Raw genomic sequence first — 15693 nt, 5'->3', positions numbered from 1 at the left:
ACCGTGCCGGAAGCTTGGGCCTTTTAGGCTTGGTCGATCACGGCGAAGTTCACTGCGCCGTTCTCACCCACGTTGGCGTCGAGAGTCTTGTCGCTGAGCGCAACAGAAGCGTTCTCTTCGAGGAAGACTCGTGCACCGCCAGCCTCGACGACGGAGTCACCCGCTTCCGGAGCGGCAACAACGGCGACGGTGAGGTTGGGGGCTCCCGGCTCTCCGTTAATGCGAAGCCCCGAGGCATCCGCATTGGGGTCTTGTTCGACGATCGTCTTGACGACCGTGGTGGCTGTTTCGGTGAGGGTGAGCATATGTTCGTCCTTCCAGGTTCAGCGAGATGAAACCCCCACGATTCCTTAGTGAGCAGCGGTCAGCAAGCCTGAGCCGCGATTATGAGCCAACTCTCATAGAGAGGGGATGCGACGGTCAGGATGCGCGACGAATTTGCTTCCGTCATGGTGCATCCGCTCAGGCACGCGACCGGTAGAATTGAGGCTGGAGTGCCGGGAAGTCTGGTCGGCGATAGTGTCGGCGACCCCGCTGACGAACCTCAACGTCTGGAAATTTGTGACCTCACCCACCAATAAGCTGAGCCCCCGTAAGCGTGTACGCCGGTGGGTCACCATGGAGACCACTAGCGGCGTTTTGCTCATGGTCGCCGCCGCGATCGCGCTCATTTGGGCCAATTCCCCTTGGCGGGAAGGCTACGCAGCCCTCGCCGAAACTACGGTGGGCCCTGAGTCGCTGCACCTCAACCTCTCCCTCGCAACGTGGGCCGCTGATGGTCTGCTTGCAATCTTCTTCTTTGTCGTTGGCGTCGAACTCAAACAAGAACTTGTGGCCGGCAGCCTGCGAAAGCCACGCGAAGCAGCGGTTCCTGTCTTCGCCGCTATCGGCGGAATGCTCTTTCCTGCGCTGCTCTTTACGCTGATTATCCTCGTCTCAGGCGACTCGACCGCCCTGGGCGGCTGGGCAATTCCCACCGCCACCGATATCGCGTTCGCCCTCGCCGTGCTCGCCATCTTCGGCCGCGGTCTCCCGCGTGCGCTGCGCACCTTCCTTCTTACGATGGCCGTGGTGGATGACCTTCTGGCGATCATCATCATCGCGCTCTTCTACACCGAGAGCATCGATTTGCTTTCGCTACTCTTCTCGCTCGTCGCTATCGCGCTCTTCGGCCTCGTGGTTCGCTCGCGCAAGCCGCGCTGGTGGCTGCTAGTTCCCTTGGCTGTGGTCGCTTGGGCATTCATGCACGACTCCGGTGTACACGCGACAATCGCCGGCGTGGTGCTCGGCTTCACGGTTCCCGCCAAACTCGTGCACGGTGAGAAAGACACTCGCACGCACGCGTTCGATGACGCTGTTCGCCCCACATCTTCCGGAATTGCGCTGCCAGTCTTCGCCTTCTTCGCCGCCGGCGTCTCGCTCGGTGGCGATGAGAGCGTCAGCGACGTACTGGTCCAGCCGGTTGTGGCCGCCATCATCGTCGGTTTGGTACTGGGAAAGATCATCGGTGTACTCGGGACAACCGCGCTCATCACCAAGGTCACCAAGTTCCGTCTCGCCGACTCCATCGGGCTTCGAGACTTGCTGCCCATCGGATTCCTCACGGGTATCGGCTTCACCGTGTCGCTGCTCATCTCGGAACTCTCGTTCCCCGATAGCGAACACACCACCGGAGCCAAGCTCGCGATTCTCATTGGCACCGCCCTCGCTGCCGTTCTCGCCGCCATCAGCCTGCGCTGGGACTCACGTCTCGCCCGCAAGCGCGACATGAACGAGGATGGAATCCCCGACCGCGACAAGGCCCTCATCGAAGACGAGGACTAAGCCGCGGCACCTAGGCACTGCCGAAAGGATGCACCGTGTCTGACCCTCTGAGCCAGCACACCGACTACGGCCAACTCCCGCTCAATGATTCGGATGTGCTCGCTGACCCGATCGAGCAGTTCCGCTTGTGGTTAGCCAACGCCAGCGAGGCGGCTGTTTACGAACCCAACGCAATGGTTCTTTCGACGGTGAATGCTGAGGGCTCTCCCAGCGCCCGCACCGTGCTCTTGCGCGCCATCGACAGCGCCGGCTTCGAGTTCTTCACGAACTACAGCTCGATCAAGGGGCGCGCGCTACTCGGTAATCCAGCAGCCTCGCTGACCTTCCCCTGGTATTCGATCCACCGGCAGGTGCTCGTGCAGGGAACTGCCCGGCCCATTGCCACAGCGCTTTCAGACGCCTACTTCGCCACGCGACCGCGAGGAAGTCAAATCGCAGCGCACGCCAGCGAGCAGTCGCAACCCATCGCATCCCGGGCACTCTTGGAGCACCGCGTGACAGAGCGTGAAGCCCAGTTCGAGGGGCGCGAAGTGCCGCGCCCTGCTGACTGGGGCGGCTTTGTTGTCGAGCCCCACACGATCGAGTTTTGGCAGGGGCGCAGCTCACGCCTTCACGACCGTGTGCGATTCGTGCGTGCGGGCTCCGGTGAATGGGACCGGGTGCGGCTTCAGCCGTAATGCGCGGCTAAGCGTTCCTGAGAGGCAACGAAACCCCGCTCCGCTAGCTGGACCGCCCGGTGCGGGGTTCCTCGATTAACGCCAAAAGAGGGACACGACCGCGATAACAGTCGTGCCCCTCCCGAGGTTGTGGGTTTTACTTAGCCGAAACTGTCTCCTGTGCCGACAATGCGTAACCCGACTCGCCGTGGACGGCGAGGTCAATACCGGCGATTTCTTCTTCCGAAGTAACGCGGAATCCGATGGTCTTCTGAATCGCGGTTCCGATCAACCAGGAGGCTGCGAAGGAGAAGATAGCTACGGCGAGAACACTGATGGTCTGAACAACCAGCTGGCCTGCATCTCCACCGGTGAAGAGACCAGTGTCGGTGGCGAAGAAGCCGAGGTAGATCGTTCCGATGATGCCGGCAACGAGGTGGAGGCCCACTACGTCGAGCGAGTCATCGAAGCCGAGGTTGAACTTGAGCTCGATGGCGAGAGCACAAACCGCACCGGCGATCAGACCGAGGATGAGTGCCCAACCGGGCGTCAAGTTTGCACAAGCGGGAGTGATGGCCACGAGACCAGCGACAACACCCGAAACGGCGCCGACTGCGGTGGCCTTACCGGTGCGGAGCTTCTCCACAACGATCCAACCGAGGATTGCTGCTGCAGGAGCGGCGAGCGTGTTGAACACGATCAGGCCGGCCTCGTCGGGGTCGCTAGCGGCACCGGCGTTGAATCCGAACCAACCGAACCAGAGCAGTGCGGCACCAATAAGAACGAGGGGCACATTGTGAGGCTGCGTGATGTTCTTGTTGAAGCCAACGCGCTTACCGAGAACCAGAGCGAGACCAAGGGCAGCTGCACCAGCGTTGATGTGAACGGCAGTACCGCCGGCGTAGTCGATGACGGCGGGAAGGCCACCGAGGATGTCACCGAGGTTCTGAATCCAACCGCCACCCCAAACCCAGGCTGCGACGGGGAAGTAAACGAGCGTTGCCCAGACACCGGTGTAGATCATCCACGGACCGAAGCGAGCACGGTCAGCGATAGCGCCCGAGATGAGTGCGGTAGTGATGATGGCGAAGGTTCCACCGAAGGCGACCACGAGAAGATCGGAGCCCGCAACGCCTTCTTGACCGAAGTTGCTGAAGGGGTTTCCGGAGAACGACCAGACTGAACCGTCGATCGCGCTCATGTTTGCACCGATGAGGATCCAAAGCACGGCAACAAGGCCGAGAGAGCCGAAGCTCATCATCATCATGCTAACGACGGACTTCTCTTTGACGAGTCCACCGTAAAAGAATGCCAAACCGGGGGTCATAAGCAGCACAAGTGCAGTGCTAATGAGTACCCAAACCACTGTATCCATCTCAACCTCTTTCGCTTTGTGTGCCTGATGCACACGTGTCGCTGTGGCGGATTTCGGTGAGTGTCGGGTTATTCCACTCCCACCGACCCGCACGACACAGCATCGCGGCTTAGCGTTTCAGTAACCCCTCAGTTATGTTTCACGCACGTTAAACGTGCAGCGCGGGTGTTACGGAAAGGTTTCGAGAACCCCGAGGTATTCGGTGAATCGACTGTCAGTTATAGCTACGGAGTCGGAATCCCCCCATTGGCGTTGAGCGTTTCACCCACCACATAACTGGATTCGGCGGAGGCGAGGAACACATACGCGGGTGCCATCTCTGCTGGCTGCCCGGCGCGACCCAGCGGGGTATCGTGACCGAAGCTGGTGATCTTCTCCTGCGGCTGACCATCCGTGACCTGAAGTACCGTCCATACCGGGCCAGGAGCGACCGCGTTGACACGGATGCCTCGCTCCGCCAGTTGAGCCGCCGTCGCCTTCGTAAAGGTGTTGATTGCCGCCTTCGTCGTGGCGTAATCCACCAGAACGGGCGAAGGTTTATAGGCCTGAACCGACGTCGTGTTAATGATGCTCGACCCGGCAGGGAGATGTGGAAGCGCCGCCTTGGTAATCCAGAACATTGCATAGACGTTGGTCTTCATGGTCTGGTCGAAGGCCTCATCCGTCAGGTCCTCGAGCTTTTCGCAGAATACTTGCTTGCCAGCGTTATTGACGAGAGTGTCGAGGCCACCCAGCTTCTCGACGGCGTCGGCGACCAGCGTGCGGCTTGCCTCTGCGGTGGAGATGTCCCCCGGCACAAGGTGCGCTTCTCGTCCGGCATCGCGCACGAGAGCGGCGATGCGCTCAGCATCGCTCTGTTCACTCGGCAGGTACGACAGGGCAACATCCGCCCCTTCTCGAGCAAATGCAATCGCGACCGCAGCCCCAATTCCCGAATCGGCTCCGGTGATGAGCGCTTTGCGGCCAGCAAGCCGCCCGCTACCGCGGTAACTGTCTTCGCCGAGATCGGCGCGAGGGTCGAGTTCGGAATCGAGGCCCGGCTCGGGCTGGTGTTGCTTCGGCGGTTCCACCTTATCGAAGCTCGTAACGGGATCGCGGAAGGTGTACTGGTCGTGTGCCATGTGTCCCTTTCGTTAGTGATCGAGGCGCGACAACGCCTCTTTTACCCTAGGAAGCCGTCTCGATAAGAAATGGAAAACCCATGAAACCGTGCAGCTTTTCCCAGCGAGCACAGAGAGTTTCCGGGGCCGCGCGAAGAACGTAGAGTTGGCGCATGGACGATACAGCTTCGGCAGGCACCCCCGATGGCGCTACTCCCCCAGCGAAGACGTCCCTGCTGCGTACGCGCATCCGCCAACTCACGACACCGTGGTGGCGACTTCTTTGGCTCATCGGTGGTCTCGCGTGGGCCGTCGTGTTCAACGTCGTCTACGTTACGACGGGCGGAACTCAGGAGTGGTGGGGCATCATCTCCGTTGTGCCCATTGCGTTACTGCTGCTCGACCTCTTGCGCATTGAGCGACTCGAACGCGCGGCAGAGCACAAGCGCCAGGCCGCGCTCAAGAAGTAGACAGTCGAAGATACTTCTCTCGCCGTAGGCCACGGCTCCCCTCGGCCGCCTCACTCTGCGCCGCGATTGGCAAGACTGCGTGCGATGAACGCAAACACGGCGTCACCCTCATCGTCGTCCCCCACGATGAGGAGTTGGCTGCTCGCTGCCCTGTCTGGACTGACCCTGATTGCGTTCGATCCGCTGTCGATCACCGGGATCATCCTCGACGTCCTGGCAATCGCGTTCCTCGCTGGCACACTGCCCGTTGCCCGCGGCCCGTGCAGCCAAGGCCGACCCGGTGGAGTCGCTGCGGTACGAATAGCTTTCGAGGCTGATACACCTTTGTGTTCGCAGGAGACGGTTTAGCCCGATGGCAAGTTCAGCGGTCGTCCTCTGCTGTCCACGATGAACCATGGGTACACAAAATAGCGTGCGCTATACTATAGTGAGTGCACCGGCCGCCCGATTCGAGGCGTTCGCAGATAAAGAGCACTATCCTCCGGGAGAGTCGAGCAAAGGAGCTCCATGAACGTACAAGACGTCGCGGCGCCCTCGTCAGCACAGCTGACAGGCAAAGCCAGCCCAACCGAGCGCAAGCACCTTCGCGCGCTCAGCTGGGGTCACGCCCTCGAATGGTACGACTGGGCGATCTTCGGATTGCTCTCTTCCTACCTTGGGGCCGCTTTCTTCCCCTCAGACAGCGCTCTCGCATCGACGCTTAACGCACTCGCCGTCTTCGCTGTTGGATTCATCGCCCGCCCCATCGGCGGGGTCATCTTCGGTGCAATAGCCGACAGAGCGGGCCGCCGAAAGATCATGATCTTTGCCATCTCTGCTGTCGCCTTTGGTAGCTTCATCATCGGCGTCCTGCCGGGGTACGCGGCTATCGGTGCTGCCGCGCCGATCATTGTGGTCGCTATGCGTCTATTGCAGGGTCTGTCTGCCGGTGTAGAGGCCCCCCTTGGCACCGCCTACGCGCTCGAGCTAGTTCCGAACCGCCCCGGTTATGTTTCCGGGTTCTTCGGATTCTTCAATAATCTCGGCAACTTGCTCGCGCCCCTCTCGATCTTCTTTCTCACCCAGCTACTCGCGGGCGACAACCTCGCAGAATGGGGCTGGCGCATCCCGTTCATCATCGGCGGTCTCTTCGGTCTCATTGTGTTGTGGCTGCGCACCACGCTGCCTGAGACGCTCACGATCGACGTCGCACGCGCAGCGAAGGCTGACAAGAAACAGCGTCTCTCGGTCTGGAGCGACGTTCGCAAGTACTGGCTGAGCGTTCTGGCGACTGTCTTTATTGTCGGTGCCATCCAGGCCTATAACTACACGTGGATCGCTGGTCTACCTAACCTCGCGCGCGCGGCTTTCCAAGAAGACCCCGCCGCAGTCTTCGGTATCACCACAGGCTTCGGAGTCTTCATGACCCTGGGCGCGCTGTTCCTCAGCAAGTTCCTCGACCGCTTCCCCATGTCAAAGGTTTTCGTTATCGCTCGCGTACTGGCGATTCCGACAATCTTCCTGTCGTTGCTCTACACACAGCCCGGCATCGGGACGTTCGCAGGAGTCATGTTCGGTGGCGCAATCGTGTTGCTTCTCAACATGACGATCTTCGTCACGATTTCCAACTCTCTACTGCCTCAACACATCCGCGGCACGGGCCTTGGGCTCGGCTACGGCGTGGGAGTTGCATTGTTCGGCGGTACCGCTTCTTACCTGTTGCTGTGGATGCAGGGCGAGGGCACGTTCTGGATGTTCCCGATATACATTGCCACGCTCTGCGCAATAAGCGTGATTCTTTATCTCGCAGCGAAGAAGCGTAACGGCATCTTCGTCGGAAAGTAGTCCAGATCTCTGCGCGGTATCGTCAACAACGCTGAGGGTACCGCGCAGAGAATCCCGCCGATACGGCCTCCTAGAAAGAACGAAACCATGGAACGCTTCATCATCGACACTGACCCCGGCATCGACGACGCCGGCGCACTTTTCTGGGCACTCGCAACAGACAAGTTCCACATCGAGGCACTCACTACCGTCTTCGGGAATGTGAACGTTCAGAAGGCGACCGCCAACGCACGAAAGATCACTCATCTGGCGGGTCGCCCCGATCTGCCGATTTGGGTTGGCGCGCCCCGACCTCTCGTGGGCGAACCGAACTTTGCCGAGCACATTCACCGCCCTAGCGGCGTGGGGTACTGGGAATATCCCGATCCTGCACCCGGCAGTGATGGCCCCACTGAGGCCGTGCACAAAATGATCGAACTCGTCATGTCGAACCCGGGCGAGATCAGCATTATGGCACTCGCGCCGCTCACAAACGTCGCACTCGCTATCTCGCTGGAGCCTCAGTTTGCGGAAAACGTTCGCCGCATCATTTATATGGGTGGAGCAGCCCTCACCTGGGGAAATGCCTCCCCCGTTGCCAGCGCGAACATCTTCAACGATCCCGAGGCGGCCGAAATCGTCGTGCAGTCTGGAGCCAACCTCACCCAGGTCGGTCTTGACGTGTGCCGCAAGTTCTCGGTTACCCCTGAACGGGTCGAGAAACTCTGGACATCTGGTTCGTCTATGGGCCGCGCCCTGTGCGAAATGATCGGCTACCCCGACCGCCATCAGGACACCACCGAGATGCCCGAGTGGAAGGCCGAGGGCATGCATCTAAACGATGTTCCCTGTATTGCCTACGCCATCAACCCGGACTGGTTCCAGGTACGCCATTTACGCGTCGATATCGAACTCGATGGCAAACACACGCGCGGACAGACGGTCGTGCAAATGGTTGACCGCTGGGGCGGCGTCCCCAACGTTGATGTGTTGCTGGACATTGACGCGGCAGCCGTCGCGGACGCGCTCGTTGAATCCGTCACAGCTTTCGGAACCGTGAACTAGAGCGACGGAGGGCTGCACGCCCTCAACTTCAGTAGCAGACGAAACCTTCGGCCGTGGATTTTAGACACTGCCGAAGGCTTCGTTGTTCTCCCGCACTTTGAGAAAGGTACGACCATGACACAAGAACTTCTTGCTTCAGACGCGGAACTCATCGAGGCCGCCGGCACGCTCTTGTCACGCGTGCACGATCCAGGCGCGGTTCGGGTTGCCGCCGCAGCTCGTGGCGTCACAGGGGCTGTGTACCTCGGCGTGAGTCTTGCCACCTCGCGCGTCAAGGTGTGCGCAGAGAGCAGCGCGGTCGCCAACGCGAAAATTGGTGGCGAGGAAGCCATCACCAGGATCGTTTCTGTCGGTCTCGGCCGTGACGATGTTCCGCACGTCATCAACCCGTGCGGGGTGTGCCGTGAACTGATCCCGAAATTTGGTCGGGATCTACAGGTCCTCATCGACGCTGGGGACGGCATCCTTGCCGCAGCGGACCCCAGGGAACTACTGCCTATGCCTTGGATCCGCGCCCGCTCGTACGACGACTGAAGAAGAAACGAGAAGGCCCCCTGAACTCGTACTGAGTTCAGGGGGCCTTCGTTGTTTTTAGCGCCAGGGAAGCGGTTTGCGCAGGGTTTCGCCGATCATCCGCAGAACGCCGTCAAAGTCCATATCCACCACAACGCGGTGCAGAGGCCGCGTCTCGCCCTCGATGGGGTGCACACCAGCCAAGTAGCGATCCCCCGTCGCTGGGTCTTGGAAGGTCTGCAACGGGCGCTGCACGGATGCCGTAATGAGATCAGGTCGAAGAAGGGCGGCGACGGCCATGCTGTCGTTGATCCCCATGACTCGCTCGTCTTCTGGTTGCGGATACGAGCGGCTGTAGAATCCTGCGTAGTCCGCACTGATTTTTGTGATCAGGTTGGCGGGTGCGTACCCCGTGGACTCCGCGATCTCAAGGAAAAAATTCTCAGGCACGAGCGCCTGACGCGTCACATAGGGGCCGCACCATGTCACATCACCCTCGTGAGCGGCAACAGCTTCCGCGGCGTCGATGTCAAACGTGACGTTGGGATCCCGCGAGACACGGAAGCGGCGATCAGCCCACGGCTCGGTATCGCGGTACAGCGCCGGCCCTAGTGTGCCAACGATCACCGTGCTGCGTAGCTTCGTGAGCAGATCAGGTTCGGTCTCTAACGCGCGGGCGAGGTTCGTCTGCGGGCCAATGGCGAGATAGTCGATCTCACCTGGGTGCTGACGCACAAGTTCGAGTACTACGTCCACCCCGCTGGGCTCGCTTGTAACCGAGACGACTGGGCGCAAACCTGTGTTCCCGAAACCGTCTTCACCGTGAATACCCGGGTTCAAGCGCAGCTCTTGCTTCACAGGAACATCGCTGCCACGGTAGACCGGTACGTCACTGCGCCCGCAGGTGTCGAGCACATATCGCGCATTGTCGGCTGCACGTTCACCGGTGCAGTTTCCAAAGACGCTGACCACCGCAAGGATCTCGACGTCGGGGTCCGCTGCAAGCAGCATGATCGCCAGTGCGTCGTCTACACCCGTGTCGGTGTCGATAATCACTTTTCTCTTCGTCATGATTCCTAACTTTCCGCTGCGTCGGCGCAGCAGGTTGTGAGCGGGAGGCCTTACGGAGCGCGGAGTCCAACGTTCGCGAAAGCCGCTTGCGCGCGCGCTTCGGTGAGCGACGCCGCGAATGCTCGGGCGGATGCGGGTGCAGAAACGCCAACGCCGATCGCGAAACGACCGTAGGACTGCAGCGCGTGCGGAATCGGAGTCACCACGTGCGCACCGGGCACGGAGCGCAACTCGGACACCTGTTGGATGGCGACGTCTGCACGACCGTCGATCACAGCTTCTGCGGTGAGCCCCGCGGGGAAGCGCACGGCACGCTCGTCGATCACCTCGAGCAAATTACGTTCGCGCAGCACTTTCATGAAGTGAACACCACTAGCGCCAGAGAGCGTGTATGCGACTCGAGAATCGCACAGGTACCGAAGAAATTCCTCCTCGGTATCTGAAGAGGGCGCTCGTGTATCTGCCAGCCGTGCAAAGCCGACGGCTGAGACTGCGATGTCTGAGACAGTTTCCTCATCGAGAATTCCCTGAGTTGCCAGGTCATGAGCGGAGGCCGAAACACCCAGAAAAAGATCAGGACGCTCGCCGCCGGCGATCTTCTCGAGCAGCACAGTGGTCGGCTCAAAGGTTGCCACGATGTGTTCACCGGTAGCGGCTTCGAACTCGGGAATAAGTTCTTCAACGAGCGACTGTCGAACGACAAGTCCGCTGTACAGCGTGATCATGCTTGGGGCTCCTGAGGGGGCTGAGGCTGCACGGCAGCGAGGCGTTGCGTCGTCAGGGGCGCGGTGCGCATCCCTGACGTGAGGAAGAAGATTTGCGCGGTGTGTTCGAGTTCTTCGAGCGCATCCAACGCCGAGTCAAGATCAACGCCGGCAATCACTGGCCCATGGTTGCGCAACAGCATCGCATGCGAGCGCGTCGCGGCTTGTTCGACGGCACGGGTCGCTGCCGTATCGCCTGGCGCGAAGTAAGGCAAGACCTGCAAGGGCGCTACGCGCATGCCGTAGTACGCGGTGAGCGGCGGCAGTGCGTCGTCAGGGTCAAGGTCTGCCAAACAGGAAAGTGCAGCAGCGTGCACCGAGTGGGTGTGCACGATTGCATGCGCCGAGGGGCGGGCCCGGAGCACGGCAACGTGCAAGAACGCCTCTTTCGTAGGCGGAGGACCTTCGAGATGGTGGCCTGCCTCATCGAGCACAGACAGCTCTGTACTCGAGACATCGGCCAGGCTGACCCCTGTCGGCGTGACCACGATGCGATCTCCTTCGCGCACCGCCAAATTTCCTGTGCGACCGTGCGTAAGCCCACGCCTGTGAATCGAGTGGGCGACTCTTTCGACCGCCTTCCGCAGATCAGTCATGGCTTGCATTGCTCAAGACAGAGGTAAACATGTCAATGTCGCCAAAGTTTCCGGACTTCAACACGAGATGCACACCATGGGTCTCGTCATGTATCCAGGGCGCACCTACGGCAGCCTCCTCCCCCACGACAGCAACCGTGGTTCCCAATTCGCGGATCACCGCCCCCGATGTCTCACCGCCTGCGACGAGCATGCGTTGAACACCGCGGCGTGCCAGTCCGTGGGCTACGATCCCTGCCACGTCCTCGTACAGTTCGCCGGCCTCTGGCAGCTCGTCATTTCGCTCTTCGGCCGAGCTGGACGAATAAATCAGTGCTGAAGACTCTGCGGGCTGGTTATCCCACCATGCCAACGCTGCCTCAGCCAGTTCTGATGCCGTCTGGCCCGGTTCAGCACTGACACGGTGCGAGAGTCCGCCCGATTCCTTGAACGCGTCAATCTGCTCAAGAGTACGTCTCGAACAACTTCCCGCGATGATCGCGGTGCGCCCGTCCGGCGGCGCGGAGATTGCGCGGCGGGACGAACGCTGGCGTCCGGCGATTGCGCCGATGAGACCGGCAGACCCGGCCGTGAGCACTGCGGTGTCCACAGCCTCGGCGATTGTAGCGAGATCAGCACCGTCAACGGAGTCTGCGATCACGTGCGCCACACCTGAGCCTTCTGCCTCGGAGATCGCAGCTCGCGCCATGGCCGCTCCAGCATGTAGGACCGAAAGCGGTAGCGTCGAGACCCTCCCCTGCACCTGCGGTGTGAGCAGGTTCACCAAGTCTGAGTCACGCATCGGTGTGATCGGATGGTGCGCCATATGCGTCTCCTGCAACGGCACACCGAAAACGTACAGATTTCCTTCGTTTACGGTGCGCCCGTGGATGGGGGCGGCAGGAGTCGTTACCACCGTCGACACTCCCAGCGCCTGGGCGAGCGCTTCCGTGACGGGGCCGATATTCCCGTCATCCGTTGAATCGAACGTCGAACAGTACTTGAAGTAAAAGCGCGTGGCGCCGGCGTCCTGCAATGTACGCAGTGCCACCAAGCTCATCGCTACGGCATCAGCCGCTGGGATCGAGCGGGTCTTCAGGCCGGCAACGATCGCGTCAGCATCTCCTGTGACAGAAGTTTCTGCGTCGAGGGTCAGTAACGTTCGCAGGCCCTCGCGGCTGAGAGCGGCAGCCACATCGGTTGCCCCTGTCACATCATCAGCAATGACGCCGATCATCGTCGTGATCCCTCGATCGTGGCGCGCAAGCGCGAAGCGGCAACGCTCGGGCCGTCGAGGACCGGCACCGTGAGGTGGTCACGGAGCGCCTCGGCTGCGGGCGCAAGTGAATACTGAGCGAGCACGACGACGTCATAGGGCTCGCTCACCTCAGAAATAGCCGTACTGAGATGGTCAGCCAACTCTGCCGCGGCGAGAGGTTTGGCCGCGGCAGGCACCACGATGGAGCGGATGGATGTCGCCGTACCTGCAGCTGTAAAGGCCGCGCTCAAGCGCGTGGTGCTGTCTTCAGCAGCCGACTCCAGCGACGCGACGAGGAGCACGTTAGCCGGTGACATCGCTACCGTGTCTTCAAAAAGCGGTCCATCTGCAGAGAACACGGCAACACCGTCGGTTACGGGGTCACGGTACTCAGCTCGCATGCCGTATTGGGAGCAGGTTAGCAAGACGCCATCCGCGCCTCCAGCGAGGGCGGACTCGATCAGAGTGTCCATGCGCGCAGCGAGTGGGGCGGTCATTGCCCCTTGCTGTTTCAAGTCGGAAAGCAGATGGTCGTCGAGAAGATTCCACACCGTACTGTCCGGAATTGCCGCGCTGACCGCGGCCGCGGCCGGAGCGATAGCTAGCGGTGTTGCACTAATCAGCGCGATTTTTACGGCGTTCACCGAGTCACCCTTTCGATCCACTTGAGTCCTTCGTTAGTGTCGCCGACGGGACCATACTCGCAACCAACCCATCCGGAATAGCCGCTGGCGGCCATCCGCGCGAGCACCTGCTCGAAGGCGATTTCCCCTGTTCCAGGCTCGCCACGGCCGGGATTATCGGCAATCTGCACGTGCTTTATCAGTGGGGCAAGCCGCTCGAACCGCTCAATCACGTTGCCGCGATCGGTCTGGGCGTGAAAAACATCGAACAGCACCCCTACGGTGTCAGGGTCAACGGCTTCAGCGACCGCAGCCGCCGTCTCCATTGAAGCCAAGCCGTACGCGGGTTGTTCGCGCTTGTTGATCGCTTCGAGAACGATGTGGGCTCCAGCTGCGCGAGCCTGCGCCGCAGCCCAAGCAATGTTGGTGACGTAGGTAGCGAATGCGAACTCCGGGTCCACCCCCGCGGGACGCAGGCCAGCCATCACGTGGACGACGGGGTTGCCGAGCACATTTGCGTAATCGAGCGCCCGCTCGACACCATCACGGAAAACGGTCTGAGCAGATGGCACGTACGCTGCCCCCATAGCTGTAGCAGAACCCGCAGGACCACCGGGGGTGTTGATGAGCGCTTGCGTGAGGCCGGCGCTATCGAGCAACTCTCGCACGCGCACCGCAGAAAGCTCGTAAGGAGATGCAAATTCGACCCCGGTGAACCCCGCCTCCGCAGCCGCGTCAAAACGTTCTTCAAAGGGCAGTTCGGTGTACATCCATTTGAGATTGGCCGCCAGTCGGAGCTGCCCGCCCGATGTCTGAATGATCATGCGACGTCTTTTCTATATGCCGGATTCACCACGAACTGTGCATCGCCCCCAGCGAGAACGCTGATCACATTGGCTGCGGCCATACGACCAGACTCGCCGCGCGCTTCTCGAGTTGCGCCTGCGACATGAGTGGTGGCGAGGATGCCGGGTGTGTGCAGAAGTGCGCTGTCTGCGGGAAGGGGCTCTTGCTCGAACACGTCTAGAGCTGCGCCACCGATCACGCCGGCGCGAACAGCCTCGACGACGGCCGCTTCATCAACGATGCCACCACGGGCTGTGTTGATCAGAACCGCGTCATTTTTCATTGAACGCAAGCGTTCCGCATCTATGAGGTTTCGCGTTGAGTCATCGAGGAACAGATGTAGTGTCACAAAATCGGCCTGCGCCAGAACGTCGTCCAGCTCCGCCCGCACAATATTGTGTAGCGCAGCGAATTCGTCGTCGAAGTATGGGTCATAAGCAAGAACGTTCATACCGAAACCTGCTGCAATCGTGGCCACCGCCTTGCCGATCGATCCGAGTCCCAACACCCCAAGGGTTGCGCCGCGAAGCTCGCGGCCGGTGAGTTGCTGCCAGCTGCCTGCCCTCAGGTTGGTCACGTTCTCGGGAATACGCCGGGCAACACCCAGCATGAGAGCGAAGACGTGTTCTGCAACAGCCTGGCGATTCGCGCCTGCCGTTACACACACCGGAATGCCCTGGGCAGTTGCCGCTTCAACATCGACGCTGTCGTATCCAACGCCCGTTCGTACCACGATCTGAAGGTTCGGAGCGCTCGAAAGATCATCCGCCGTCAGTGGCTGAGTTCCCGCGATGATGGCGCGGGTGGAGGCCAGGATCGCTCGACGGTCCACCTCAGAATAGCTAGCAAAGTTCGGTTCGTGGCGCGTCGTCAGACCCGCTCCACGCAATTGTGTGTCTACCTCATCGCCTGGGTTAAGGAACGCGGTAGTGATCATGACATCGTGGGACATGGTGTTTTCGCTCACCAAATTCCTCCTTGGTACTCAGAGGCGGTGAATGCTCCGCCGTGATACTGGGGGGCAGGAACGTCACAATCGACGCCCTGCGCGTGCTCCGCAGCATTGTCTTGCGGGATAAATCCGATCGCTGCCCAGCCGGCCTGGGCGTCCCACCAGCCGTCGGTGTTTGCCGAGACACCGTAAACAACTTGGCACCCCACAGGGCCGTTTTCGATCGCGCAACGAGTCAATTCGACGCCATCTCGCCAGCTCAACCAGAGCGAAAGTTGGCGTACATCCTCGGGCGCGGGGCGGAACGTTCCGATGCGCAACAGCACCGATTCCACTCCCCATTTGTCGTAGTACAGACTCGCCAGCGCTTCGCCGAATGCTTTCGACACACCGTAATAGGAGTCAGGGCGAATAGAAGCAGTCTCGTCTAGACGCTCGGTAGCGGGGTGAAAGCCGATGATGTGGTTGGAGCTGGCGAACACGACGCGGCGCACCCCAGCACGACGCGCTGCCTCGTAAACGCTGTAGGTGCCATCGATGTTGGCTTCGCGAATGCGTTCGTATGACGCTTCATCTGCGACAGCTCCAAGGTGCACAATCACATCGACGCCGTGAGCAGCCGCGGTCAAACTTTCCACGTCGCCGAGGTCGCCCACGACGACCTCCTCGTTCGCGTACAAGGTTTCAACGGGTTCGCTACGCACATAGAGGACGACTCGTTCGTAGCGCCCAGCAAGCCCCTCACGGATTACGCGGCCCATGCGGCCGGTGCCGCCTGTATAGAGGATAGAAGTCATG

The 15693-nt window shown here is 60.7% G+C and carries 19 protein-coding genes; 8 read left to right on the top strand and 11 right to left on the bottom strand.

Translation table 11 applies throughout. The features are described from left to right. Positions 1-23: 23 nt before the first annotated feature. Positions 24-305 (bottom strand): iron-sulfur cluster assembly accessory protein, encoded by a 282-nt coding sequence (locus tag ACR3YK_RS08740; RefSeq protein WP_486174507.1) that lies wholly within the window; start codon positions 303-305, stop codon positions 24-26. A gap of 120 nt (positions 306-425) precedes the next feature. Between ACR3YK_RS08740 and ACR3YK_RS08735 the strand changes: the two genes are divergently transcribed. From ACR3YK_RS08735 to pdxH, 3 genes are read left to right on the top strand one after another with little or no spacing between them, the layout of a single operon-like run. Then, positions 426-581, top strand: coding sequence for a hypothetical protein (locus tag ACR3YK_RS08735; RefSeq protein ID WP_486174506.1), 156 nt, complete (start codon positions 426-428; stop codon positions 579-581). A gap of 37 nt (positions 582-618) precedes the next feature. Continuing rightward, positions 619-1824, top strand: coding sequence for a Na+/H+ antiporter NhaA (gene nhaA / locus ACR3YK_RS08730; RefSeq protein ID WP_486174505.1), 1206 nt, complete (start codon positions 619-621; stop codon positions 1822-1824). Between the two features lie 35 nt (positions 1825-1859). Beyond that, entirely contained in the window at positions 1860-2501 is a 642-nt protein-coding gene (gene pdxH, locus ACR3YK_RS08725; RefSeq protein WP_486174504.1) for a pyridoxamine 5'-phosphate oxidase, read from the top strand. Between the two features lie 136 nt (positions 2502-2637). Here the strand turns inward: pdxH and ACR3YK_RS08720 are convergent, their stop codons facing one another. Further along, positions 2638-3855: an ammonium transporter gene (locus tag ACR3YK_RS08720; RefSeq protein WP_486174503.1), complete on the bottom strand. Its 1218-nt coding sequence runs from the start codon at positions 3853-3855 to the stop codon at positions 2638-2640. Between the two features lie 224 nt (positions 3856-4079). Beyond that, complete coding sequence (locus ACR3YK_RS08715; RefSeq protein ID WP_486174502.1) at positions 4080-4976, bottom strand: SDR family oxidoreductase; 897 nt, start codon at positions 4974-4976, stop codon at positions 4080-4082. 152 nt (positions 4977-5128) lie between these two features. Here ACR3YK_RS08715 and ACR3YK_RS08710 point away from each other — a divergent pair, with 152 nt between their 5' ends. From ACR3YK_RS08710 to ACR3YK_RS08690, 5 genes are all read left to right on the top strand, one after another. Next, positions 5129-5425, top strand: a complete 297-nt coding sequence (locus ACR3YK_RS08710) for a hypothetical protein (protein ID WP_486174501.1) — start codon at positions 5129-5131, stop codon at positions 5423-5425. An 84-nt stretch (positions 5426-5509) separates the two neighbouring features. Next, positions 5510-5773, top strand: a complete 264-nt coding sequence (locus ACR3YK_RS08705) for a hypothetical protein (protein WP_486174500.1) — start codon at positions 5510-5512, stop codon at positions 5771-5773. Positions 5774-5932: 159 nt separating this feature from the next. Next, complete coding sequence (locus ACR3YK_RS08700) at positions 5933-7249, top strand: MFS transporter (RefSeq protein WP_486174499.1); 1317 nt, start codon at positions 5933-5935, stop codon at positions 7247-7249. Between the two features lie 87 nt (positions 7250-7336). Continuing rightward, positions 7337-8293, top strand: coding sequence for a nucleoside hydrolase (locus ACR3YK_RS08695; RefSeq protein ID WP_486174498.1), 957 nt, complete (start codon positions 7337-7339; stop codon positions 8291-8293). Between the two features lie 114 nt (positions 8294-8407). Next, positions 8408-8827, top strand: a complete 420-nt coding sequence (locus tag ACR3YK_RS08690; protein WP_486174497.1) for a hypothetical protein — start codon at positions 8408-8410, stop codon at positions 8825-8827. A gap of 57 nt (positions 8828-8884) precedes the next feature. Here the strand turns inward: ACR3YK_RS08690 and ACR3YK_RS08685 are convergent, their stop codons facing one another. The 8 genes from ACR3YK_RS08685 to ACR3YK_RS08650 are packed head-to-tail and all read right to left on the bottom strand — an operon-like array spanning position 8885 to position 15692. Then, positions 8885-9877 (bottom strand): nucleoside hydrolase, encoded by a 993-nt coding sequence (locus ACR3YK_RS08685; protein ID WP_486174496.1) that lies wholly within the window; start codon positions 9875-9877, stop codon positions 8885-8887. Between the two features lie 50 nt (positions 9878-9927). After that, positions 9928-10602, bottom strand: coding sequence for a substrate-binding domain-containing protein (locus tag ACR3YK_RS08680; protein ID WP_486174495.1), 675 nt, complete (start codon positions 10600-10602; stop codon positions 9928-9930). Next, positions 10599-11237 (bottom strand): class II aldolase/adducin family protein, encoded by a 639-nt coding sequence (locus ACR3YK_RS08675; RefSeq protein ID WP_486174494.1) that lies wholly within the window; start codon positions 11235-11237, stop codon positions 10599-10601. Before ACR3YK_RS08675 ends, ACR3YK_RS08680 begins: the two co-directional genes overlap by 4 nt. Further along, positions 11230-12453 carry a 3-oxo-tetronate kinase gene (gene otnK / locus ACR3YK_RS08670; RefSeq protein WP_486174493.1) on the bottom strand — a complete coding sequence of 408 codons (1224 nt, stop codon included), beginning with the start codon at positions 12451-12453 and terminating at the stop codon, positions 11230-11232. The genes ACR3YK_RS08675 and otnK overlap by 8 nt, the downstream gene beginning before the upstream one ends. Then, positions 12450-13118, bottom strand: a complete 669-nt coding sequence (locus ACR3YK_RS08665; RefSeq protein ID WP_486174492.1) for a hypothetical protein — start codon at positions 13116-13118, stop codon at positions 12450-12452. Before ACR3YK_RS08665 ends, otnK begins: the two co-directional genes overlap by 4 nt. Next, positions 13115-13921 carry a hydroxypyruvate isomerase family protein gene (locus ACR3YK_RS08660; RefSeq protein ID WP_486174491.1) on the bottom strand — a complete coding sequence of 269 codons (807 nt, stop codon included), beginning with the start codon at positions 13919-13921 and terminating at the stop codon, positions 13115-13117. Before ACR3YK_RS08660 ends, ACR3YK_RS08665 begins: the two co-directional genes overlap by 4 nt. Then, complete coding sequence (locus ACR3YK_RS08655; RefSeq protein WP_486174490.1) at positions 13918-14910, bottom strand: phosphoglycerate dehydrogenase; 993 nt, start codon at positions 14908-14910, stop codon at positions 13918-13920. The genes ACR3YK_RS08660 and ACR3YK_RS08655 overlap by 4 nt, the downstream gene beginning before the upstream one ends. Further along, positions 14907-15692 (bottom strand): NAD-dependent epimerase/dehydratase family protein, encoded by a 786-nt coding sequence (locus tag ACR3YK_RS08650; RefSeq protein WP_486174489.1) that lies wholly within the window; start codon positions 15690-15692, stop codon positions 14907-14909. The genes ACR3YK_RS08655 and ACR3YK_RS08650 overlap by 4 nt, the downstream gene beginning before the upstream one ends. Position 15693 lies beyond the last annotated feature (1 nt).

Source organism: Salinibacterium sp. 10G20-15 (assembly GCF_057365065.1).
The sequence above is the reverse complement of the archived record's forward strand: the minus strand, read 5'-3'. Positions and strand labels throughout refer to the sequence as shown.

Coding starts and splice junctions, on each gene's coding strand:
- ACR3YK_RS08705 (WP_486174500.1), top strand. CDS start 5,510: ATGAACGCAAACACGGCGTCACCCTCATCGTCGTCCCCCACGATGAGG.
- ACR3YK_RS08650 (WP_486174489.1), bottom strand. CDS start 15,692: ATGACTTCTATCCTCTATACAGGCGGCACCGGCCGCATGGGCCGCGTA.
- ACR3YK_RS08715 (WP_486174502.1), bottom strand. CDS start 4,976: ATGGCACACGACCAGTACACCTTCCGCGATCCCGTTACGAGCTTCGAT.
- ACR3YK_RS08690 (WP_486174497.1), top strand. CDS start 8,408: ATGACACAAGAACTTCTTGCTTCAGACGCGGAACTCATCGAGGCCGCC.
- ACR3YK_RS08695 (WP_486174498.1), top strand. CDS start 7,337: ATGGAACGCTTCATCATCGACACTGACCCCGGCATCGACGACGCCGGC.
- ACR3YK_RS08735 (WP_486174506.1), top strand. CDS start 426: ATGCGCGACGAATTTGCTTCCGTCATGGTGCATCCGCTCAGGCACGCG.
- ACR3YK_RS08675 (WP_486174494.1), bottom strand. CDS start 11,237: ATGACTGATCTGCGGAAGGCGGTCGAAAGAGTCGCCCACTCGATTCAC.
- ACR3YK_RS08685 (WP_486174496.1), bottom strand. CDS start 9,877: ATGACGAAGAGAAAAGTGATTATCGACACCGACACGGGTGTAGACGAC.
- ACR3YK_RS08720 (WP_486174503.1), bottom strand. CDS start 3,855: ATGGATACAGTGGTTTGGGTACTCATTAGCACTGCACTTGTGCTGCTT.
- ACR3YK_RS08700 (WP_486174499.1), top strand. CDS start 5,933: ATGAACGTACAAGACGTCGCGGCGCCCTCGTCAGCACAGCTGACAGGC.
- ACR3YK_RS08710 (WP_486174501.1), top strand. CDS start 5,129: ATGGACGATACAGCTTCGGCAGGCACCCCCGATGGCGCTACTCCCCCA.
- ACR3YK_RS08680 (WP_486174495.1), bottom strand. CDS start 10,602: ATGATCACGCTGTACAGCGGACTTGTCGTTCGACAGTCGCTCGTTGAA.
- otnK (WP_486174493.1), bottom strand. CDS start 12,453: ATGATCGGCGTCATTGCTGATGATGTGACAGGGGCAACCGATGTGGCT.
- ACR3YK_RS08660 (WP_486174491.1), bottom strand. CDS start 13,921: ATGATCATTCAGACATCGGGCGGGCAGCTCCGACTGGCGGCCAATCTC.
- nhaA (WP_486174505.1), top strand. CDS start 619: ATGGAGACCACTAGCGGCGTTTTGCTCATGGTCGCCGCCGCGATCGCG.
- ACR3YK_RS08740 (WP_486174507.1), bottom strand. CDS start 305: ATGCTCACCCTCACCGAAACAGCCACCACGGTCGTCAAGACGATCGTC.